The sequence below is a fragment of the Pseudomonas sp. CFBP13509 genome (assembly GCF_005233485.1).
GTDB classification, from domain to species: Bacteria; Pseudomonadota; Gammaproteobacteria; order Pseudomonadales; family Pseudomonadaceae; genus Aquipseudomonas; species Aquipseudomonas marginalis.
Map to the genome: position 1 here is coordinate 277,025 of NZ_QGAA01000005.1, position 21,960 is coordinate 298,984.

General features: G+C 57.4%; 19 protein-coding genes and 2 tRNA genes. 19 read left to right on the forward strand and 2 right to left on the reverse strand.

The features are described from left to right. Window positions 1–38 precede the first annotated feature (38 nt). The gene (fur, locus tag PspCFBP13509_RS11080) at window positions 39–443 is read left to right on the forward strand and encodes a ferric iron uptake transcriptional regulator (RefSeq protein WP_010562662.1); all 405 of its coding nucleotides are present in this window, start codon (window positions 39–41) and stop codon (window positions 441–443) included. Between the two features lie 85 nt (window positions 444–528). Here fur and recN read toward each other — a convergent pair whose 3' ends face one another. Next, complete coding sequence (gene recN, locus PspCFBP13509_RS11085) at window positions 529–2,202, reverse strand: DNA repair protein RecN (protein ID WP_137212039.1); 1,674 nt, start codon at window positions 2,200–2,202, stop codon at window positions 529–531. A gap of 254 nt (window positions 2,203–2,456) precedes the next feature. Here recN and grpE point away from each other — a divergent pair, with 254 nt between their 5' ends. The 8 genes from grpE (at window position 2,457) to PspCFBP13509_RS11125 (ending at window position 12,921) form a co-directional block, all read left to right on the forward strand. Next, a complete protein-coding gene (gene grpE, locus PspCFBP13509_RS11090; RefSeq protein ID WP_027605357.1) occupies window positions 2,457–3,017 on the forward strand; it encodes a nucleotide exchange factor GrpE in 561 nt (186 codons plus the stop codon). A gap of 102 nt (window positions 3,018–3,119) precedes the next feature. Then, window positions 3,120–5,033 (forward strand): molecular chaperone DnaK, encoded by a 1,914-nt coding sequence (dnaK, locus tag PspCFBP13509_RS11095; RefSeq protein WP_053137821.1) that lies wholly within the window; start codon window positions 3,120–3,122, stop codon window positions 5,031–5,033. A 318-nt stretch (window positions 5,034–5,351) separates the two neighbouring features. Further along, window positions 5,352–6,476, forward strand: a complete 1,125-nt coding sequence (dnaJ, locus tag PspCFBP13509_RS11100; protein ID WP_065925314.1) for a molecular chaperone DnaJ — start codon at window positions 5,352–5,354, stop codon at window positions 6,474–6,476. 10 nt (window positions 6,477–6,486) lie between these two features. After that, window positions 6,487–7,293, forward strand: a complete 807-nt coding sequence (gene dapB / locus PspCFBP13509_RS11105) for a 4-hydroxy-tetrahydrodipicolinate reductase (RefSeq protein WP_027605360.1) — start codon at window positions 6,487–6,489, stop codon at window positions 7,291–7,293. Window positions 7,294–7,552: 259 nt separating this feature from the next. Next, the gene (carA, locus tag PspCFBP13509_RS11110; protein ID WP_027605361.1) at window positions 7,553–8,689 is read left to right on the forward strand and encodes a glutamine-hydrolyzing carbamoyl-phosphate synthase small subunit; all 1,137 of its coding nucleotides are present in this window, start codon (window positions 7,553–7,555) and stop codon (window positions 8,687–8,689) included. Between the two features lie 104 nt (window positions 8,690–8,793). Then, the gene (gene carB, locus PspCFBP13509_RS11115) at window positions 8,794–12,015 is read left to right on the forward strand and encodes a carbamoyl-phosphate synthase large subunit (protein WP_027605362.1); all 3,222 of its coding nucleotides are present in this window, start codon (window positions 8,794–8,796) and stop codon (window positions 12,013–12,015) included. Continuing rightward, window positions 12,012–12,488, forward strand: coding sequence for a transcription elongation factor GreA (gene greA / locus PspCFBP13509_RS11120; RefSeq protein ID WP_053137809.1), 477 nt, complete (start codon window positions 12,012–12,014; stop codon window positions 12,486–12,488). Before carB ends, greA begins: the two co-directional genes overlap by 4 nt. A 28-nt stretch (window positions 12,489–12,516) precedes the next feature. Continuing rightward, entirely contained in the window at window positions 12,517–12,921 is a 405-nt protein-coding gene (locus PspCFBP13509_RS11125) for a hypothetical protein (RefSeq protein ID WP_027605364.1), read from the forward strand. Window positions 12,922–12,930: 9 nt separating this feature from the next. On the opposite strand, the gene PspCFBP13509_RS11130 is transcribed toward PspCFBP13509_RS11125, so the two are convergent. Continuing rightward, a complete protein-coding gene (locus PspCFBP13509_RS11130; protein ID WP_017139256.1) occupies window positions 12,931–13,239 on the reverse strand; it encodes a YhbY family RNA-binding protein in 309 nt (102 codons plus the stop codon). Between the two features lie 105 nt (window positions 13,240–13,344). Between PspCFBP13509_RS11130 and rlmE the strand changes: the two genes are divergently transcribed. From rlmE to nusA, 10 genes are all read left to right on the forward strand, one after another. Further along, window positions 13,345–13,995, forward strand: a complete 651-nt coding sequence (rlmE, locus tag PspCFBP13509_RS11135; protein WP_015885924.1) for a 23S rRNA (uridine(2552)-2'-O)-methyltransferase RlmE — start codon at window positions 13,345–13,347, stop codon at window positions 13,993–13,995. 200 nt (window positions 13,996–14,195) lie between these two features. Further along, complete coding sequence (gene ftsH, locus PspCFBP13509_RS11140) at window positions 14,196–16,106, forward strand: ATP-dependent zinc metalloprotease FtsH (protein WP_027605365.1); 1,911 nt, start codon at window positions 14,196–14,198, stop codon at window positions 16,104–16,106. A gap of 8 nt (window positions 16,107–16,114) precedes the next feature. Beyond that, a complete protein-coding gene (folP, locus tag PspCFBP13509_RS11145) occupies window positions 16,115–16,966 on the forward strand; it encodes a dihydropteroate synthase (protein ID WP_137212040.1) in 852 nt (283 codons plus the stop codon). 16 nt (window positions 16,967–16,982) lie between these two features. After that, entirely contained in the window at window positions 16,983–18,320 is a 1,338-nt protein-coding gene (glmM, locus tag PspCFBP13509_RS11150; protein WP_065925311.1) for a phosphoglucosamine mutase, read from the forward strand. 66 nt (window positions 18,321–18,386) lie between these two features. After that, window positions 18,387–19,142 carry a triose-phosphate isomerase gene (gene tpiA / locus PspCFBP13509_RS11155; protein ID WP_015885920.1) on the forward strand — a complete coding sequence of 252 codons (756 nt, stop codon included), beginning with the start codon at window positions 18,387–18,389 and terminating at the stop codon, window positions 19,140–19,142. A gap of 4 nt (window positions 19,143–19,146) precedes the next feature. After that, on the forward strand, window positions 19,147–19,530 hold the full coding sequence (gene secG / locus PspCFBP13509_RS11160) for a preprotein translocase subunit SecG (RefSeq protein WP_010206600.1): 384 nt from the start codon (window positions 19,147–19,149) through the stop codon (window positions 19,528–19,530). A 22-nt stretch (window positions 19,531–19,552) separates the two neighbouring features. Continuing rightward, window positions 19,553–19,638, forward strand: a tRNA-Leu gene (locus PspCFBP13509_RS11165). 96 nt (window positions 19,639–19,734) lie between these two features. Next, window positions 19,735–19,811, forward strand: a tRNA-Met gene (locus PspCFBP13509_RS11170). A gap of 140 nt (window positions 19,812–19,951) precedes the next feature. Further along, the gene (rimP, locus tag PspCFBP13509_RS11175; protein WP_003235029.1) at window positions 19,952–20,410 is read left to right on the forward strand and encodes a ribosome maturation factor RimP; all 459 of its coding nucleotides are present in this window, start codon (window positions 19,952–19,954) and stop codon (window positions 20,408–20,410) included. 47 nt (window positions 20,411–20,457) lie between these two features. Next, the gene (gene nusA / locus PspCFBP13509_RS11180; protein WP_003212187.1) at window positions 20,458–21,939 is read left to right on the forward strand and encodes a transcription termination factor NusA; all 1,482 of its coding nucleotides are present in this window, start codon (window positions 20,458–20,460) and stop codon (window positions 21,937–21,939) included. Window positions 21,940–21,960 lie beyond the last annotated feature (21 nt).

Consider the following 21,960-nt stretch of genomic DNA (forward strand, 5'->3'; position numbering starts at 1 on the left):
AGAGAAGCTGCGAAGCAGCATCCGCGAGAAAGCTAACCATGGTTGAAAATAGCGAACTACGCAAAGCCGGTCTTAAAGTGACTCTGCCACGAGTCAAGATTCTACAAATGCTCGATTCTGCTGAGCAGCGCCACATGAGTGCCGAGGATGTTTACAAGGCGCTGATGGAGTCTAACGAGGACGTCGGCCTGGCCACGGTTTACCGTGTACTGACCCAGTTTGAAGCCGCAGGGCTGGTGGTTCGTCATAATTTCGACGGCGGTCATGCAGTGTTCGAATTGGCTGACGGTGGTCATCACGACCACATGGTTGACCTGGATACCAATGAGGTTATCGAGTTCACCAGCCCGGCAATCGAAAAGCTCCAGCACGAAATTGCTGAGGAGCATGGTTTCGATTTGGTCGACCACAATCTTGTGTTGTACATCCGTAAGAAAAAGTAAAAAGCGACGCAGAATTGCTCTGCGAAACGATCGAAGGCGACCCTGGGGTCGCCTTCGTGCTTTCTATAATAAGGAAAAGCTCGGCTCAGGCCTTGGCGGCTACGACCATTTTCTTCGCGTGTGCCAAAGATTCTTTGGTCAGGTCGATCCCTCCGAGCATCCGCGCCACTTCTTCCACGCGCTCCGACTTGTTCAGCTTGGATACCGCTGTGTGTGTCGCTTCGCTGCCTCTGACCTTGTGCACAAACAAGTGTTGATGCCCTTGGGCCGCGACTTGCGGCAAGTGAGTGACGGTCAGCACCTGGCCGCGATCCCCCAGGCGGCGCAGTAACTGACCCACAATTTCCGCCGTGGGGCCACCGATACCTACGTCTACTTCATCGAACACCAGTGTCGGTACCCGTGAGGTTTGCGCGGTAATCACTTGGATCGCCAGGCTGATTCGCGAGAGCTCGCCACCAGACGCCACTTTTGCCAGTGCCTTGAGCGGTTGCCCCGGGTTGGCGCTGACCAGTAGTTCTACCTGCTCCAGGCCGTAGGGCTGCAGTTCATTACTGGCGTTGGTGCGCAACTCGATGGTAAAGCGCCCGCCCGGCATGCCCAGGCGCTGAATTTCCTGCTCGACGGCGCCAGCCAGGCTGGTGGCGGCCTGTTGGCGCAGATCGCTCAGTTCGCGGGCCTTCTCCTGATAGTGGCGGGCAAAAGAGCCGAGCTCTTGGCCCAGTCGCTCAATGGATTCGTCATTCGCGTTCAGGGTCTCGATTTCATCCAGCAGCTTCTGCTGCATGGTTGCCACTTCGGTGGGCTGGATTCGATGTTTGCGCGCCAGCGTATAGATGGTGTCCAGGCGCTCTTCTATTTCCTGCAGTCGCGCCGGGTCAGCGTCGAAATGATCAAGAAAGCGATTGAGTTCGCCGACGGCTTCTTCTACCTGGATTTGCGCACTGGTCAGCAGGGTGGTGGCTTCATTCAGTGAGCTTGAGGCGCTGTTAACACTGGACAGTCGGTTGAGGCTGGCCGTGAGCGCATTGAGCACATTGCCGGAATCGCTCTCGCTGCATTGCTCCACTACCTGGCGGCAGATAGACAGCAGGGTTTCGGCGTTGGTGAGGTTCTTGTGTTCCTGTTCCAGTTGTTCCAGCTCGGTTTCGCCAAGACCCAGGCTTTCCAGCTCTTCAAGCTGATAGCTGAGCAATTGATGGCGAGCGCGTTGCTCGTCACCGGAATTGGACAGTCGCTCCAGCTCCTGTCGGGTCTGGCGCCAGCGCTGGGCGGCCAGTTGTACCTGTCGGGCAAGGTCGGTGGCGCCAGCGTACTCGTCAAGCAGGCGGCGGTGGGTGTCGGTTTTGAGCAGGGATTGGTGTTCATGCTGGCTATGGATGTCAATCAGCAGTTCACCCAGGGCCTTCAGGTCGCCAAGGGGGCAGGGGGTTCCATTGATATAGCCGCGCGAGCGGCCCTCGGCGGTGATGACTCGGCGCAGGATGCACGGACCGTCGTTATTAAGGTCGCGCTCGACCAGCCAGGCTTCGGCTTCGGGGATGTCCGCGAGGTCGAAGGTGGCCAGAATGTCGGCCTTATCCGCGCCGGGGCGCACCACGCCACTGTCGGCGCGGTCGCCCAGGGTCAGGCCCAGGGCGTCGAGCATGATTGACTTGCCGGCGCCGGTTTCGCCTGTGATTACGCTCATCCCGCGATCCAGTTCGAGATCCAGATGTTCAACGATGGCGTAGTTGTGTACAGACAGGTGCACGAGCATGACGGCCGCTCCCAGGCTTTAGGTCTGGTTATTTATACAGTGTTTTGTTCTGGGCTGACAATCCTGATGCTTAGCTCAATTTGCTCGGTCGCCCGGGTTTTTTAGTGCAAAGGAGAATGATCGGGTCGAAGTTGATCTGGGGCAGGCGAAAGACTTTTGGTAGAGCCTGCACCCTTGAACCTGGAAATTGTGGCCCCATATACCGGAACAGAAGCGCGAGTTGAGTTCGCGCATGATTTTGAAAGGAGAAATCTATGGCTGACGAACAGACGCAGGATACGCAAACTCCGGACGCCAATTCGGCTGTCGGTGATGAACTGGCAACTCGTGTGCAAGTGCTCGAAGAGCAGTTGGCCGCTGCGCAGGATCAGTCTTTGCGTGTTGCCGCCGATCTGCAGAACGTCCGCCGCCGTGCCGAGCAGGACGTAGAAAAAGCTCACAAGTTCGGGCTGGAGAAGTTCGCGGGCGACCTGCTGCCAATTATTGACAGCCTGGAGCGTGGCCTAGAGTTGTCCAACCCGGATGACGAAAACATCCGCCCGATGCGCGAAGGGATCGAACTGACCCTGAAAATGTTTCAGGACACCCTGAAGCGTTATCAGCTGGAAGCCATTGATCCGCAAGGCGGCGAACCGTTCAGCGCTGAGCTTCACCAGGCCATGGCCATGCAAGAAAGCCACGACCTCGAACCCAACAGTGTGTTGAAAGTGTTCCAGAAGGGCTATCAGCTCAACGGTCGCCTGTTGCGCCCTGCAATGGTGGTAGTGAGCAAGGCTCCTGCACCCGTTGCACCTTCTATTGATGAGCAGGCTTGAAATCCGCCGCAAGGCCCCCATTTATAAGTCAAGCGTTTAAGTGCTACCGCAGTTAGCCACCACTGCTGCGGCAACCAAATTCAAGTTTCGGGAGAGTAAATCATGGGCAAAATTATCGGTATTGACCTGGGGACCACCAACTCCTGCGTCTCCGTGTTGGAAAACGGCGTTGCAAAAGTAATCGAAAACGCCGAAGGCGCGCGTACCACGCCGTCGATCATCGCTTACGCCAACGATGGTGAAATCCTGGTTGGCCAGTCGGCCAAGCGCCAGGCTGTGACCAACCCGCATAACACCCTGTACGCGGTGAAGCGCCTGATCGGTCGTAAGTTCGACGAAGAAGTCGTACAGAAAGACATCAAAATGGTCCCTTACAAGATCGCCAAGGCTGACAACGGTGACGCCTGGGTTGAAGTAAATGGCCAGAAAATGTCGCCACCGCAAATCTCGGCTGAAATCTTGAAGAAGATGAAGAAGACTGCCGAAGATTACCTGGGTGAGACAGTGACTGAGGCGGTGATCACCGTTCCAGCCTATTTCAACGACAGCCAGCGCCAGGCGACCAAAGACGCCGGCCGCATCGCGGGCCTGGATGTAAAACGTATCATCAACGAACCGACCGCAGCTGCTCTGGCTTACGGTATGGACAAGGCCAAGGGCGATCATACCGTGATCGTTTATGACCTGGGTGGCGGTACGTTCGACGTTTCCGTGATCGAGATCGCTGAAGTAGACGGCGAGCACCAGTTCGAAGTGTTGGCCACCAACGGCGACACCTTCCTGGGTGGTGAGGACTTTGACATTCGTCTGATCGACTACCTCGTTGACGAATTCAAGAAAGAAAGCGGCATGAACCTCAAGGGTGACCCTCTGGCGATGCAGCGCCTGAAAGAAGCTGCTGAGAAAGCCAAGATCGAGCTGTCTTCCGCTCAGTCGACCGACGTTAACCTGCCGTACATCACTGCAGACGCCACCGGTCCTAAGCACTTGAACGTGAAGATCTCTCGCGCCAAGCTGGAAGCGCTGGTCGAAGACCTGGTTCAACGCACCATCGAGCCATGCCGCATTGCGCTGAAAGACTCCGGTATTGATGTTGGTGCGATCAACGACGTGATCCTGGTAGGCGGTCAGACCCGTATGCCACTGGTTCAGAAGTTGGTTACCGAGTTCTTCGGCAAAGAAGCACGTAAAGATGTGAACCCGGACGAAGCGGTTGCCATGGGTGCTGCCATCCAGGGCGCGGTATTGGCCGGTGACGTGAAAGACGTGTTGCTGCTGGACGTTAGCCCGCTGACCCTGGGTATCGAAACCATGGGTGGCGTGATGACTGCGCTGATCGAGAAAAACACCACGATTCCTACCAAGAAATCCCAGGTGTTCTCGACGGCTGATGATAACCAGGGTGCTGTGACCATTCACGTGCTGCAAGGTGAGCGTAAGCAGGCTGCTCAGAACAAGTCCCTGGGCAAGTTCGACCTGGCTGAGATTCCACCAGCACCACGTGGCGTGCCACAAATCGAAGTGACCTTCGATATCGACGCCAACGGCATTCTGCACGTAGGTGCGAAAGACAAGGCTACCGGCAAAGAGCAGAAGATCACCATCAAGGCCAACTCCGGTCTTTCTGATGAAGAAATTCAACAGATGATCCGTGATGCTGAAACCAATGCTGAAGCTGACAAGAAGTTCGAAGAGCTGGCAGGTGCCCGCAACCAGGGCGACGCACTGGTTCACTCGACACGCAAAATGATCGCTGATGCTGGCGAGAAAGTGACCGCTGAAGAGAAGGCTGCGATCGAAGCTGCTGTAGTTGCCTTGGAAGCCGCTGTCAAAGGCGACGACAAGGCTGCCATTGAAGCCAAGGTTGAAGAATTGTCGAAAGTCTCCGCGCCAGTGGCTCAAAAAATGTACGCCGAACAGGCTCAGCCAGCTGACGGTGCTGCTCAAAAGGCAGAGCCTGAAGCTAAAGACGATGTTGTCGATGCCGAGTTCGAAGAAGTTACAGACAAGAAGTAAGTTGGTCGCCCGGTTGACCGCTATCAAGCGGTGACTGGTAGGATGTCGCCGCGCGGGAGCTTGCTCCCGCGTTGGCGTGTCTGGGGTATGTGAATTTTTACAGCATGCGACAGCGTTCGGATGTTGGCGGTGTGATCGGGGATGCTCCTGCTTTCCGAGCAATAAATACCGCGTTTTTGGCCGGGTCCCTGGCTAAAAAGTAGTAATGACCAGGATCGTTGAATTGACGTGAGTTGGGTCCGGGCCTGTATTGGGGCTCAACGAGTTTAGCCAGGCTCAGGAGGGTCTGGCTGAACGTCCTTAAGAGTGCAAAGACTTATGGCAAAGCGTGACTATTACGAAGTATTGGGCGTGGAGCGCGGCTCCAGCGAGGCGGACCTGAAAAAGGCTTACCGTCGCCTGGCAATGAAGCACCACCCGGACCGTAATCCGGATAGCAAAGAATCCGAAGATATGTTCAAAGAGGCCAACGAGGCCTACGAATGTTTGTCTGATCCCAACAAGCGTGCGGCCTACGACCAGTATGGACATGCCGGTGTCGATCCGAGCATGGGTGGCGGCGGTGCCGGTTTTGGCGGTCAGAACTTCTCCGATATTTTCGGCGATGTATTCAGTGACTTCTTCGGCGGTGGCCGTGGTGGTCAGCGTGGCGGTGCCCAGCGTGGCAGCGACTTGCGCTACACCCTGGAGTTGAATCTGGAAGAAGCCGTGCGTGGCACCAGCGTTAATATCCGCGTGCCGACGCTGGTTAACTGCAAGCCGTGTGATGGTTCGGGTGCCAAGAAAGGCTCCGCGCCGATTACTTGCCCGACGTGCGGCGGTATCGGCCAGGTGCGTATGCAGCAGGGTTTCTTCTCGGTGCAGCAGACCTGTCCGCGTTGCCATGGGCAGGGCAAGATCATTTCCGATCCGTGCGATTCCTGTCACGGCGAAGGTCGCGTCGAAGAGTACAAGACCCTGGCGGTAAAAGTGCCGGCGGGTGTGGATACCGGAGACCGTATTCGTCTGTCGGGTGAGGGTGAGGCCGGTACCCAGGGCGGTCCGACGGGCGACCTGTACGTGGTGATCAATGTGCGCGAGCACTCGATCTTCCAACGCGACGGCAAGCACCTGTTCTGTGAAGTGCCGATCAGTTTTGTCGATGCAGCCCTGGGGGGCGAATTGGAGATTCCGACCCTGGACGGTCGGGTCAAGCTCAAGATCCCTGAAGGTACGCAGACCGGCAAGCAGTTCCGTATTCGTGGCAAGGGCGTAGCGCCGGTGCGCGGTGGTGGTGCTGGCGACTTGATGTGTCGTGTGGCCGTGGAGACTCCGGTCAATCTGGGGCGCCGTCAGCGTGAATTGCTTGAGGAATTCCGCAGTTCGCTGGAGGGCGATGACACGCATTCGCCGAAAACCACTGGCTTTTTCGAAGGCGTGAAGCGCTTCTTCGGCGACCTGTAAGGAAGTGAGTATGCGACGTATAGCCGTAATGGGCGCTGCCGGGCGCATGGGCAAGACGCTGGTCGAGGCGGTGCAGCAGCGCTCCCCGGCCTCTGGGCTGACCGCGGCGATTGTTCGTCCCGGTAGCACGTTGATCGGTGCGGATGCGGGTGAGTTGGCTTCGCTGGGGCGTATCGGTGTCTCATTGTCAGGCAGCCTGGAGCAGGTGGCTGACGAATTCGATGTGCTGATCGACTTCACCCTGCCGGAGGTGATGCTGAAAAACCTCGCGTTCTGCCGCAAGGCGGGCAAGGCGATGGTGATTGGTACCACGGGTTTGACTGCGCAGCAGAAGCAGTTGTTGGAGGAGGCGGGCAAGGATATTCCCGTCGTCTTCGCTGCCAACTTCAGTGTCGGCGTGAACCTGTCGCTCAAGTTGCTGGACATGGCGGCGCGGGTGTTGGGGGATGAGGCGGATATCGAGATTATCGAGACGCATCACCGTCACAAGATCGATGCGCCGTCGGGTACCGCGCTGCGCATGGGTGAGGCTATTGCTGATGCGCTGGGGCGTGATCTGTCCAAGGTGGCGGTTTACGGTCGCGAAGGGCATACCGGTGCGCGTGCGCGTGACACCATTGGTTTTGCGACCGTCCGTGGCGGTGATGTGGTGGGCGACCACACGGTATTGTTTGCTACCGAGGGTGAGCGCCTGGAAATTACCCACAAGGCTTCGAGCCGCATGACATTCGCCAAGGGCGCGGTGCGTGCTGCGCTCTGGTTGGAAGGTCGCGAGGCTGGTCTGTACGATATGCGCGATGTGTTGGATCTGCACTAAGCAGTAGCTAAAACCGGGCCTCGGGGTTATCCTAAGGCCCCGTTTTTACCCGCTAAGCGACGTCCCGTCGCATTCTCCTGCCTTTAAGGCTCATTAGCGGTGGACCAAAAAAGCCTTTTTCTGTAAGCTACAGCTTTAGTGTGTCCACTAAAAGCGCGCAGAATAATTCAGTGAAGAAGCGGGGTGACGTGTCCATACGTCACTCCGCTTTTTTACAACCTGCGATCGCCCTTTCAGGCTTTATTTACGGGAGGTCTTCTTGACTAAGCCAGCCATACTCGCCCTTGCTGATGGCAGCATTTTTCGCGGCGAAGCCATTGGAGCCGACGGTCAAACCGTTGGAGAGGTGGTGTTTAACACCGCCATGACCGGCTATCAGGAAATCCTTACCGATCCTTCCTACGCCCAACAGATCGTTACCCTGACCTATCCGCACATCGGCAACACCGGTACTACGCCGGAAGACGTTGAGTCTGATCGTGTCTGGTCGGCGGGTCTGGTCATTCGTGATCTGCCACTGGTTGCGAGCAACTGGCGTAACACGATGTCGCTGTCCGATTACCTGAAAGCCAACAACGTTGTGGCGATCGCCGGTATCGATACGCGCCGCCTGACGCGCATCCTGCGTGAAAAGGGCTCGCAGAATGGCTGCATCATGGTCGGTGACAATATTTCCGAAGCCGCGGCGATTGCTGCAGCGCAAGGCTTCCCAGGCCTGAAAGGCATGGACCTGGCGAAAGTCGTCAGCACCAAGGAGCAGTACGAGTGGCGCTCCACTGTCTGGGACTTGAAGACCGACAGCCACGAGACTATCGAAGCGGCTGACCTGCCGTATCACGTGGTCGCATACGACTACGGCGTCAAGTACAACATCCTGCGTATGCTGGTCGAGCGTGGGTGCCGCGTGACCGTGGTGCCGGCGCAAACGCCTGCCAGCGACGTGCTGGCCCTGCAACCTGACGGCGTGTTCCTGTCCAACGGCCCGGGTGATCCGGAGCCTTGTGACTACGCCATCCAGGCCATCAAGGAAGTGCTGGAAACCGAGATTCCGGTATTTGGCATCTGCCTCGGTCACCAGCTGCTGGCGCTGGCCTCCGGTGCCAAGACCCTGAAAATGGGTCATGGTCATCACGGCGCCAACCACCCTGTGCAGGACCTGGACACCGGCGTTGTGATGATCACCAGCCAGAACCACGGTTTTGCGGTGGATGAAGCGACCTTGCCGAGCAATGTCCGCGCGATTCACAAGTCGTTGTTCGACGGTTCCCTGCAGGGTATCGAGCGTACTGACAAGAGCGCGTTCAGCTTCCAGGGCCACCCTGAAGCAAGCCCGGGCCCGAACGACGTAGCACCGCTGTTCGACCGTTTCATCAATGAGATGGCCAAGCGACGCTGACTGAGCGGCCTGCGGGCGGCCCCTACCTTGGTGGCCCCTGCAGGCTCTTCGAAGATTGTTCAAGACGGCTTGCCGACTGACCTGCGGATTTGAGTGACAAACCCATGCCAAAACGTACAGACATAAAAAGCATCCTGATTCTCGGCGCTGGCCCGATCGTTATCGGCCAGGCCTGCGAATTCGACTACTCCGGCGCCCAGGCCTGTAAAGCCCTGCGCGAAGAGGGTTACCGCGTCATCCTGGTGAACTCCAACCCGGCCACCATCATGACCGATCCGGACATGGCCGACGCTACCTACATCGAGCCGATCAAGTGGCAGACGGTTGCCAAGATCATCGAGAAAGAGCGTCCGGACGCACTGCTGCCGACCATGGGCGGCCAGACTGCATTGAACTGCGCCCTGGACCTGGAGCGCGAAGGCGTCCTGGAAAAATTCGGCGTAGAGATGATCGGCGCCAACGCCGACACCATCGACAAGGCTGAAGACCGTTCGCGCTTCGACAAGGCCATGAAGTCCATCGGCCTTGACTGTCCGCGCTCCGGTATCGCCCACAGCATGGAGGAGGCCAACGCAGTTCTCGAAAAGCTGGGCTTCCCGTGCATTATCCGTCCGTCCTTCACCATGGGCGGCACCGGTGGTGGCATTGCCTACAACCGTGAAGAGTTCGAAGAAATCTGCGCCCGTGGCCTGGACCTGTCTCCGACCAAAGAGCTGCTGATCGACGAATCCCTGATTGGCTGGAAAGAGTATGAGATGGAGGTTGTCCGCGACAAAAAGGACAATTGCATCATCGTCTGCTCCATCGAAAACTTCGACCCGATGGGTGTGCACACCGGTGACTCGATCACCGTTGCTCCGGCGCAGACCCTGACGGACAAGGAATACCAGATCATGCGTAACGCCTCTTTGGCGGTATTGCGTGAGATCGGCGTTGAAACCGGTGGTTCCAACGTTCAGTTCGGCATCTGCCCGGACACCGGCCGCATGGTCGTGATCGAGATGAACCCGCGTGTATCGCGTTCTTCGGCGCTGGCATCGAAAGCGACCGGTTTCCCAATTGCGCGTATCGCCGCCAAGCTGGCTATCGGTTACACCCTGGACGAACTGCAAAACGAAATCACGGGCGGCGCTACGCCGGCGTCCTTCGAGCCGTCCATCGACTATGTCGTGACCAAGCTGCCACGCTTTGCCTTCGAGAAGTTCGCCAAGGCCGACGCGCGCCTGACCACCCAGATGAAGTCGGTGGGTGAGGTCATGGCTATCGGCCGGACCTTCCAGGAGTCCTTGCAGAAAGCCCTGCGTGGCCTGGAAGTGGGCGTTTGCGGCCTGGACGAGAAGCTCGACCTGAGCAATCCGGAAAGCATGAGCATCCTCAAGCGTGAGCTGACCGTACCGGGCGCCGAGCGTATCTGGTATGTGGCTGATGCCTTCCGCGCCGGCATGACTGTCGAAGACATCTTTGGCATGAACATGATCGATCCGTGGTTCCTGGTGCAGATCGAAGATCTGATCAAGGAGGAGGAGAAGGTCAAGACCCTGGGTCTGGCCAGCATCGACCGCGACATGATGTTCCGCCTCAAGCGCAAAGGCTTCTCCGACCAGCGCCTGGCCAAGCTGCTGGGTGTGACCGAGAAAAACCTGCGCACGCATCGCCACAAGCTGGAGATCTTCCCGGTCTACAAGCGCGTTGACACCTGTGCCGCCGAGTTCGCCACCGACACTGCGTACCTGTACTCCACCTACGAGGAAGAGTGCGAGGCCGCGCCGTCGGGCCGCGACAAGATTATCATCCTGGGCGGTGGTCCGAACCGTATCGGCCAGGGTATCGAATTCGACTATTGCTGCGTACACGCCGCCCTCGCGCTGCGCGAAGACGGGTACGAGACCATCATGGTCAACTGCAACCCGGAAACTGTTTCCACTGACTACGACACTTCAGACCGTCTGTACTTCGAGCCGGTAACGTTGGAAGACGTGTTGGAAATCTGTCGTGTCGAGAAACCAAAAGGTGTGATCGTCCAGTACGGCGGCCAAACCCCGCTGAAACTGGCGCGTGCCCTTGAGGCTGCCGGCGTGCCAATCATCGGCACCAGCCCAGACGCCATCGACCGTGCCGAAGACCGTGAGCGCTTCCAGCAAATGGTTGAGCGCCTGAACCTGCGCCAGCCGCCAAACGCTACCGTGCGCAGCGAAGACGAGGCCATCCGTGCAGCCAGCAAGATCGGCTACCCGCTGGTGGTGCGTCCGTCCTACGTACTGGGCGGCCGAGCCATGGAAATCGTCTACGAAGAAGAAGAGCTCAAGCGTTACCTGCGTGATGCGGTAAAAGTGTCCAACGACAGCCCGGTGCTTCTGGACCACTTCCTCAACTGCGCCATCGAAATGGACGTGGATGCAGTTTGCGACGGTACCGACGTGGTCATCGGCGCGATCATGCAGCACATCGAGCAGGCGGGCGTTCACTCCGGTGACTCCGCGTGCTCGCTGCCGCCGTACTCGTTGCCTGCACATATCCAGGATGAGATGCGCGAGCAGGTCAAGAAAATGGCCTTGGAATTGGGTGTTGTCGGCCTGATGAACGTACAGTTGGCGCTGCAGGGCGAAGACATCTACGTCATTGAAGTCAACCCGCGTGCTTCGCGTACCGTGCCGTTCGTTTCCAAGTGCATCGGCGTGTCCCTGGCCATGATCGCTGCGCGTGTGATGGCTGGTAAGACCCTGAAGGAAATTGGCTTCACCAAGGAAATCATTCCGAACTTCTACAGTGTGAAAGAGGCAGTGTTCCCATTTGCCAAATTCCCTGGTGTGGACCCGATCCTGGGCCCGGAGATGAAGTCCACCGGTGAAGTGATGGGCGTGGGCGACACCTTCGGTGAAGCGTTCGCCAAGGCCCAGATGGGCGCCAGCGAAGTGCTGCCGACCGGCGGTACTGCGTTTATCAGTGTGCGTGATGATGACAAGCCGCTGGTTGCAGGCGTGGCCCGTGATCTGATCAACTTGGGTTTTGAAATCGTGGCAACTGCCGGGACCGCCAAGCTGATCGAAGCGGCCGGCTTGAAAGTGCGCCGCGTGAACAAGGTGACGGAAGGCCGTCCGCATGTGGTCGACATGATCAAGAATGATGAAGTCACGCTGATCATCAATACCACCGAAGGTCGCCAGTCGATCGCGGATTCCTACTCCATTCGCCGTAATGCCTTGCAGCACAAGATCTACTGCACCACCACTATTGCTGCTGGCGAAGCTATCTGCGAAGCGCTCAAGTTCGGTCCGGAAAAGACCGTGCGTCGCTTGCAGGATCTACACGCAGGATTGAAGGCATGATCAAATACCCAATGACCGTCCAGGGCGCCAAGGCCCTGGAAGAGGAGCACGCCCATCTGACCAAGGTCGTACGTCCAAAGCTGAGCCAGGACATCGGTACGGCCCGCGAGCTGGGTGACTTGAAGGAAAACGCCGAATACCACGCTGCTCGTGAGCAGCAGGGTATGGTCGAGGCGCGGATCCGTGACATCGAAGGCCGTATGCAGAATGCGGTGATCATCGACGTCACGACTATTCCGCACACGGGCAAGGTGATTTTCGGCACCACCGTGGAGATCGCCAACGTCGAGACTGACGAGAGCGTGGTCTACCACATCGTGGGAGAGGACGAGGCTGACTTCAAGCTCGGCAAGATCTCCGTCGGCTCACCACTGGCCCGTGCCTTGATCGCCAAGGAAGAGGGGGATGTGGTGTCTGTCAAAACGCCAGGCGGTGTGATCGAGTACGAGATTGTTGAAGTTCGTCACATCTGAAAGGCGGCGCCCGCTTCGTGCGGGCGCCATGCTTTGGCAGCTTGCCCAGATGCTTTGGGTGGGCGGCCTATGGTTGTTACATCTTGGTGTATTGCCGGTGCTGGGCGTGATTGGCCTGGCTCCGTTGCTGATCGATGAAATCGATGGATTACTGAGTGCGCTGCTGGTGGGTTTCGCGGCGGCGTGCGTAGCGCTTCAGGCGTTGGTGCTGGTCAAGGCTGAAGGCTTGGAGAGTCTGTGGCGGGATATTCGCGGCCAACTGCTGTTGATGGCGCTGTATGCGTGTGCAATGTATTGCATTGTGCATGTCTGGCTGCCGGAAGCGTTGCGCTGGCAGCTATTCAGCTATCTTGTGCTAGGGTTCTCCGGCCTGGTGCTGGTTATACAGCCTGCTCCGGGATGGAGTGGCGGGGCGCGCGAAGCACGCCCGTGACCCTTTGTATTACTTGAAGCGGTGTACGTTCGACAGTTGCTTGTTGACGCTGAAGTTCTTGCGATACAGCAGCGCCATCTTGCCGATGACCTGAACCAGGTCCGCCTTGCCAACCTTGCACAGTTCTGCAATGGCGGCCAGGCGTGCTTCGCGGTCAAGGATGTTGACCTTGATCTTGATCAGTTCGTGATCGCCCAGTGCGCGTTCAAGTTCGGCTAACACACCTTCAGTCAAACCGTTGTCTGCCACAATCAGAACTGGTTTCAGATGGTGGCCAATGGATTTGTACTGTTTCTTCTGCTCTTGAGTGAGCGGCATAATCTGACCCCTGCGTCTGATCTTGTAAAAAGCGGCGGCCAGTTTACCCGAGCGAGTCCGGGACCGCCCAGTTAATCACGACCCGTTTTATTTTCGAGGTGGCCCGTGGCCCGTTCCAAAACTAGCCTTAAGTGGCTGCAAGAGCATTTCAACGATCCTTACGTCAAAAAGGCGCAAAAGGATGGCTATCGTTCCCGGGCCAGCTACAAGCTGTTGGAGATCCAGGACAAGGACAAGTTGATTCGTCCAGGCATGAGCGTCATCGATCTTGGCGCGGCCCCCGGTGGCTGGTCCCAGGTGACCAGTCGTCTGATTGGTGGTCAAGGTCGCCTGATTGCTTCCGACATTCTGGAAATGGACAGCATCCCGGACGTGACCTTTGTTCATGGAGACTTTACCCAGGACACAGTGCTCGCCCAGATCCTTGAGGCTGTGGGAAATTCGCAGGTAGACCTTGTGATTTCCGACATGGCCCCCAATATGAGTGGGTTACCGGCCGTCGATATGCCACGAGCCATGTTCCTTTGCGAATTGGCGCTGGATTTGGCGGGTCGGGTGTTGCGTCCCGGTGGCGATTTCCTGGTGAAGGTGTTCCAGGGAGAGGGTTTCGACGAGTACCACAAGAACATCCGCAAGTTGTTCGACAAGGTGCAGACGCGTAAACCAGACTCTTCCCGGGACCGGTCCAGGGAGCAATACCTGCTGTGCCGCGGCTTCCGTGGCGTCGAAGGCGCGGCGAGTGAAGAGCGTTTTTGAGGAATTCGAGGAGGGCGATAGGTTTTTTTATATCGCTTTCGTCACGAAGCTTTACGAATATTGTGTAGTCAAAGTTTCACAAAGGGTTACAGACGGCGCCTGCCAGAGTTGTAGGTAATGTAGTAAGTTAGGCCGGTGAATATCATGCGAAGCGCGCGCCAGTAGCGGAGCTTGCTTCAGAGGGTAGTTAATTGAACGATATGGCAAAGAATCTGATCCTGTGGTTGATCATCGCGGCTGTCCTCGTGACGGTGATGAACAACTTCTCCAGCCCTAACGAGCCGCAGACCCTCAACTATTCCGACTTCATCCAGCAAGTTAAGGATGGCAAGGTCGAGCGCGTAGCGGTTGATGGCTACGTGATCACCGGCAAACGCAACGATGGCGATAGCTTCAAGACCATTCGTCCGGCAATTCAGGACAACGGTCTGATCGGCGACCTGGTGGATAACCACGTGGTTGTCGAAGGCAAGCAGCCTGAGCAGCAGAGCATCTGGACTCAACTCCTGGTGGCAAGCTTCCCGATCCTGGTGATCATTGCCGTGTTCATGTTCTTCATGCGCCAGATGCAAGGCGGTGCGGGAGGCAAGGGCGGGCCGATGAGCTTCGGCAAGAGCAAGGCGCGCCTGCTCTCTGAAGATCAGGTGAAGACCACCCTGGCTGACGTAGCGGGTTGCGACGAAGCCAAGGAAGAAGTCGGCGAGTTGGTTGAGTTCTTGCGCGATCCAGGCAAATTCCAGCGCCTGGGTGGCCGTATTCCTCGCGGCGTGCTGATGGTCGGCCCTCCAGGTACCGGTAAAACCTTGCTGGCCAAGGCCATTGCCGGCGAAGCCAAGGTACCGTTCTTCACCATTTCCGGTTCTGACTTTGTTGAAATGTTCGTCGGTGTCGGTGCGAGCCGCGTTCGCGACATGTTCGAACAGGCCAAGAAGCATGCGCCATGCATCATCTTCATCGATGAAATCGACGCCGTTGGTCGCCATCGTGGTGCTGGCATGGGCGGTGGTCATGATGAGCGTGAGCAAACCCTCAACCAGTTGCTGGTCGAGATGGATGGTTTCGAGATGAATGACGGCATCATCGTCATCGCGGCAACCAACCGTCCGGACGTGCTGGATCCTGCGCTGCTGCGTCCAGGCCGCTTTGACCGCCAGGTGGTGGTTGGCTTGCCGGATATCCGTGGGCGCGAACAAATCCTGAAAGTGCACATGCGCAAAGTGCCAATGGGCGACGACGTTGCGCCGGCTGTGATTGCCCGTGGTACCCCGGGGTTCTCGGGTGCTGACTTGGCCAACCTGGTGAACGAGGCTTCGCTGTTTGCAGCCCGTACCGGCAAGCGCATCGTTGAAATGAAAGAGTTCGAGCTGGCGAAAGACAAGATCATGATGGGCGCTGAGCGCAAATCCATGGTCATGTCCGAAAAAGAGAAGCAGAACACTGCTTATCACGAAGCGGGTCACGCCATTGTGGGGCGCGTCGTTCCTGAGCATGACCCGGTCTACAAAGTGTCGATCATTCCTCGTGGTCGTGCGTTGGGTGTCACCATGTTCCTGCCGGAAGAGGATCGTTATAGCCTCTCCAAGCGTGCGCTGATCAGCCAGATCTGTTCGCTGTACGGCGGTCGAATTGCTGAAGAAATGACCTTGGGCTTCGACGGCGTGACCACTGGGGCTTCCAACGACATCATGCGCGCCAGCCAGATTGCGCGGAACATGGTGACCAAGTGGGGTTTGTCGGAAAAACTCGGTCCTTTGATGTACGCCGAGGAAGAAGGTGAAGTATTCCTGGGCCGTGGCGGCGGTGGTCAAAACGCCAGTTTCTCCGGTGAGACAGCCAAGCTGATCGATTCTGAGGTGCGCAGTATCATTGACCAGTGCTATGGCACGGCCAAGCAGATCCTAACCGATAACCGCGACAAGCTTGATGCAATGGCTGATGCATTGATGAAGTACGAGACCATCGATGCAGACCAGATCGACGACATTATGGCCGGTCGGGCGCCTCGTGAGCCTCGTGATTGGGAAGGTGGTTCGGGTACTTCGGGCACCCCGCCTGTGGTTCAGAACGAGCGCCCTGAAACCCCAATCGGCGGCCCGGCAGCTGACCATTAAGGTTTGAAATGACTTTTGCTCCGTCCTCCCCCCGGTTGTCTTGCGGCAACCGGGTTCTTGATTTGGCCCATACGCATGTCATGGGCATTCTTAATGTAACCCCTGACTCCTTTTCCGATGGTGGCCGCTTCAGCCAGCTTGATGCTGCATTGCGCCACGCAGAAGCTATGGTGGCGGCTGGCGCGACCTTGATTGATGTGGGCGGTGAATCGACTCGGCCTGGTGCTCGCGCAGTTTCTCCTCTGGAGGAGTTGGAGCGCGTGGCGCCGATTGTCGAGCGCATCGCTCGAGAGTTGGATGTGATCATTTCGGTTGATACCTCCACCCCGGCCGTGATGCGTGAGACTGCGCGATTAGGTGCCGGCTTGATCAACGATGTGCGGTCCCTACGGCGCGACGGTGCCCTGGATGCAGCCGCAGCTACCGGTTTGCCGGTGTGTTTGATGCATATGCTGGGTGAGCCCGGCAATATGCAGGACAGCCCGCACTATGATGACCTGGTTGGTGAAGTGAGTGGTTTTCTCTCCGAGCGCGTTGCCCAGTGCGTCGCGGTAGGTATTGCGCCGGAAAGGATCATCCTTGATCCGGGGTTTGGTTTCGCCAAGACCCTGCAACACAATTTGAGTTTGTTCAAACACATGGAGTCCTTGCATGCCCTTGGTCGGCCCCTGTTGGTCGGTGTTTCGCGCAAGAGCATGATAGGGCTGGCATTGAGCCGTCCGGTGGGTGAGCGGTTGTACGGCGGTCTTGCACTGGCGGCGCTCGCGGTGACCAAGGGTGCGCGCATCTTGCGTGTGCATGACGTTGCTGAGACCGTGGATGTGGTACGCATGATTGCAGCTGTGGAATCAGCCGAATAAGAATGATGGAGCACTTATGACTAAAAAATACTTTGGCACCGACGGTATCCGTGGTCGGGTCGGCGAGTTTCCGATTACTCCTGATTTCATGCTCAAGCTTGGATGGGCGGCGGGTATGGCGTTCCGCAGCATGGGGGCGTGTCGCATCCTGGTGGGCAAGGACACCCGGATTTCGGGGTACATGTTTGAATCAGCGCTTGAGGCCGGCTTATCCGCCGCAGGCGCCGATGTGATGTTGCTGGGGCCAATGCCGACGCCCGCGATTGCATACCTGACGCGTACCTTTCACGCTGAGGCCGGTATTGTGATCAGTGCTTCGCACAATCCACACGACGACAACGGCATCAAGTTCTTCTCCGGCCAGGGCACCAAGTTGCCGGATGAGATTGAGCTGATGATCGAAGAATTGTTGGATACGCCGATGACCGTGGTCGAGTCCAGCAAGCTGGGCAAGGTGTCACGTATCAATGACGCGTCCGGTCGTTATATCGAGTTCTGCAAGAGCAGTGTGCCAACCAGCACCAATTTTGCCGGCCTGAAGATTGTTGTCGACTGCGCCCATGGTGCGACCTACAAAGTCGCGCCAAGCGTATTCAAGGAGTTGGGCGCAGACGTGACAGTGCTGTCGGCTCAGCCCAACGGATTGAACATCAACGAAAACTGCGGCTCCACCCATATGGAGCAGTTGCAAGCCGCTGTCCTGGCCGAGCATGCCGACCTCGGGATTGCCTTCGACGGTGACGGCGACCGTGTGCTGATGGTCGACCACACGGGTGCCGTGGTCGATGGCGATGATCTGTTGTTCATCATTGCCCGCGACCTGCATGAGCGTAACAAGCTGCAAGGCGGTGTCGTCGGTACGCTGATGAGCAACCTGGGGCTTGAACTGGCGTTGGCAGACCTGGGTATTCCTTTTGTTCGCGCCAACGTCGGTGACCGGTATGTGATCGCCGAGCTGCTGGAGCGTAACTGGCAGGTAGGTGGTGAGAACTCCGGGCACGTGGTGTGCTTCCAGCACACCACCACCGGTGACGCGATTATTGCGGCGTTGCAGGTGCTATTGGCTTTGCGTCGCCGCGAAGAGAGCCTGGCCCAGGCGCGTCAGGCTTTGCGCAAATGCCCGCAAGTATTGCTGAACGTGCGTTTCGCAGGTGGGGAAAACCCGATCGAGCACCCTGCTGTCAAAGAGGCTTGCGAGCGCGCGACCCTGGCAATGGCTGGTCGTGGACGGGTATTGCTACGCAAGTCCGGCACAGAGCCTTTGGTGCGCGTCATGGTCGAAGGTGACGACGAAATACAGGTTCGCGGTCATGCCGAGGACCTGGCAAAACTGGTAACTGAAGTTTGCGCCTGAATTCGGCTTGCCAGTGATGATGTGGTTGGGTAACATCTGCGCCCACTTTGACCGACGAGGTACAGCATGCGTCGCACTATGGTAGCTGGTAACTGGAAGATGCACGGTACCCGCGCCAGTGTCGCTGAGCTGATCAATGGCCTTCGTCACTTGGCCTTGCCTAGCGGTGTTGATATCGCGGTGTTCCCGCCTTGCTTGCATATCACCCAAGTGGTGGATGGCTTGAAAGGTAAGTCGATTCAGGTCGGCGCGCAGAACTCCGCGGTGGAAGCCATGCAAGGTGCGTTGACCGGTGAGATTGCACCGAGTCAGCTGGTTGATGCGGGTTGTTCCTATGTGCTTGTCGGGCACTCCGAGCGCCGTCAGATGATGGGCGAGCGTGATGGGACACTCAATCGCAAGTTCGCAGCAGCGCAGGCTTGTGGCTTGATTCCGGTGTTGTGTATTGGGGAGACCCTTGAGCAGCGTGAATCGGGCAAGACTCTTGAGGTTGTCTCGCGTCAGCTTGGCAGCATCATCGAGGAGCTGGGTGTTGGTGCGTTCGCAAAGGCGGTAATTGCTTACGAGCCGGTCTGGGCCATTGGCACCGGGCTGACTGCTACACCGCAACAGGCGCAGGATGTGCACGCAGCCATCCGTGCTCAGTTAGCGGCAGAGAATTCTGAAGTCGCACAAGGTGTGCGGCTTCTATACGGCGGCAGCGTGAAGGCGGCCAATGCGGTCGAACTGTTCGGCATGCCGGATATCGATGGGGGGCTCATTGGTGGAGCTTCCCTGAATGCAGATGAGTTCGGTGCGATTTGTCGCGCCGCGGGAAACTGAAAAAATGCTGGAAACAGTCGTAGTCGTTTTTCATCTGTTGGCTGCCTTGGGCGTAGTTGCCCTGGTTTTGTTGCAACAGGGTAAAGGTGCGGATGCTGGTGCGTCTTTCGGTGCAGGTGCTTCAAATACTGTGTTCGGAAGCCAAGGTTCCTCTACCTTTCTTAGTAAGTTTACTGCTATACTTGCCGCCGGTTTCTTCATAACCAGCTTAGGGTTAGGTTACTTTGCTAAAGAGAAAGCTCATGTGCTGACTCAAGTAGGTTTGCCAAACCCAGCAGTGTTGGAAGTGCCAAAAGCAAAACCGGCTTCTGATGATGTCCCGGTGCTTCAAGAGCAAAAGTCGGCTACTCCAGCGACTGACGTACCTCCAGCTCAAGAGCAGAAGTAAGAAGGGTTGTAAGCGCTGTATTGCCGAGGTGGTGGAATTGGTAGACACGCAACCTTGAGGTGGTTGTGCCCATAGGGTGTAGGGGTTCGAGTCCCCTTCTCGGTACCAATTATCAGGAGAGCCCGCTGTTGCGGGCTTTCTTGTAGGTGGAAGGTTACATTGACCCTGTAAGGGATCGGTCGTATACTTCCGCCCCAGCTTTGTCGCGGGGTGGAGCAGTCTGGTAGCTCGTCGGGCTCATAACCCGAAGGTCGTCGGTTCAAATCCGGCCCCCGCAACCAGTTTTAGCGGAGCCCCTTTTAAGGGGCTTTTTGTTAGCTGGACACTTTCAACGCCGCTGTTCGACGGCGTTTCAAGGATGGGCGTTTCGCCCATTTTTTTATTTTGCACAGCATGCACATACATGCACGAGGGGGTTCAGGTGTCGAGCAAGCTAGAAGAGTTGCAGGCCTTGTTGGCCCCGGTGGTCGTGGCCCTAGGCTATGAATGCTGGGGTATTGAGTTTTCGGCTCAAGGTCGCCACTCAATGTTGCGCGTTTATATCGATAAAGAGGGCGGCGTGCTGGTGGACGATTGTGCCATTGTCAGCCGTCAGATCAGCGGTGTTCTGGATGTTGAAGATCCTATCTCCGTTGAATACACCCTCGAAGTTTCCTCGCCAGGCATGGAACGCCCACTGTTCACTATTGATCAGTTTGCAAAATTTGCCGGTGAACAAGTGAAGATCAAGCTGCGATCCCCGTTCGAAGGGCGTCGCAACTTTCAGGGCCTTCTGCGCGGTGTAGAAGAACAGGATGTCGTGGTGCAGGTAGAAGACCATGAGTTCCTGTTGCCGATCGATATGATCGACAAGGCCAACATTATTCCCAGTTTTGACTGAGACGCGGATCCCGCGGATCCAATGGCTTGCGAAAGGCGAGGCGTACGATGAGCAAAGAAGTACTGCTGGTTGTTGAGTCGGTATCCAATGAAAAGGGCGTACCGGCAAACGTGATTTTTGAAGCGCTGGAGCTGGCCCTGGCCACTGCTACCAAAAAGCGTTTTGAAGACGAAGTTGATCTGCGTGTGGAAATCAACCGCCACACCGGTGCCTATGAGACTTTCCGTCGCTGGACGGTCGTCGAAGAAGCCGATCTTGATGATCCGGCCATCGAAACCTGGCCAAGCAAGGTTGCTGAAACGCACCCAGGCGCCCAGGTCGGTGATGTCGTTGAAGAAAAGATCGAGTCCATCGAGTTCGGCCGCATTGCTGCACAGACCGCCAAGCAGGTCATTGTGCAGAAGGTTCGCGAAGCCGAGCGCGCTCAAGTCGTTGATGCCTATCGCGAGCGCCTGGGTGAAATCATCTCCGGCACCGTGAAAAAAGTTACCCGCGACAATGTGATCGTCGACCTGGGCAACAACGCTGAAGCGTTGCTGGCCCGCGAAGACATCATCTCCCGCGAAACCTTCCGTGTTGGCGTGCGTTTGCGTGCGCTGCTCAAGGAAATCCGCACCGAGAACCGTGGCCCTCAGTTGATCCTGTCGCGCACTGCGCCGGAAATGCTGATTGAGCTGTTCCGTATCGAGGTGCCGGAAATTGCCGAAGGCCTGATCGAAGTCATGGCTGCGTCCCGCGACCCGGGTTCGCGTGCCAAGATCGCGGTCCGCTCCAAGGACAAACGCATCGACCCGCAAGGCGCTTGCATTGGTATGCGCGGTTCGCGCGTCCAGGCAGTGTCGGGCGAATTGGGTGGTGAGCGTGTGGACATCGTCCTCTGGGACGACAACCCGGCGCAGTTCGTGATCAACGCCATGTCGCCGGCTGAAGTGGCGGCAATTATCGTTGACGAGGATGCCCATGCAATGGACATCGCCGTTGGCGCAGACAATCTGGCCCAGGCCATTGGTCGTGGTGGTCAGAACGTGCGTCTGGCCAGCCAGTTGACCGGCTGGACCCTGAACGTGATGACCGAATCGGACATCCAGGCTAAGCAGCAAGCTGAAACCGGTGACATCCTGCGCAACTTCATCGACGAGTTGGAAGTCGACGAAGACCTGGCGCAGGTGCTGGTAGATGAAGGCTTCACCAGCCTGGAAGAGATTGCCTACGTACCGTTGGAAGAAATGCTCAACATCGACGGCTTTGACGAAGACACCGTCAACGAGCTTCGCGCTCGGGCCAAGGATCGTTTGTTGACTAAAGCCATCGCTACTGAGGAAAAGCTGGCAGACGCCCATCCGGCCGAAGACCTGCTCTCGCTTGAGGGTATGGACAAGGATTTGGCGATGGAACTGGCGGTGCGCGGCGTAATTACCCGCGAAGACCTGGCCGAGCAGTCTATTGACGATCTGCTCGACATCGACGGCATTGACGATGATCGTGCCGGCAAGTTGATCATGGCCGCCCGAGCCCATTGGTTCGAGTAATTAGGCGCGGCCTGAGGAGAG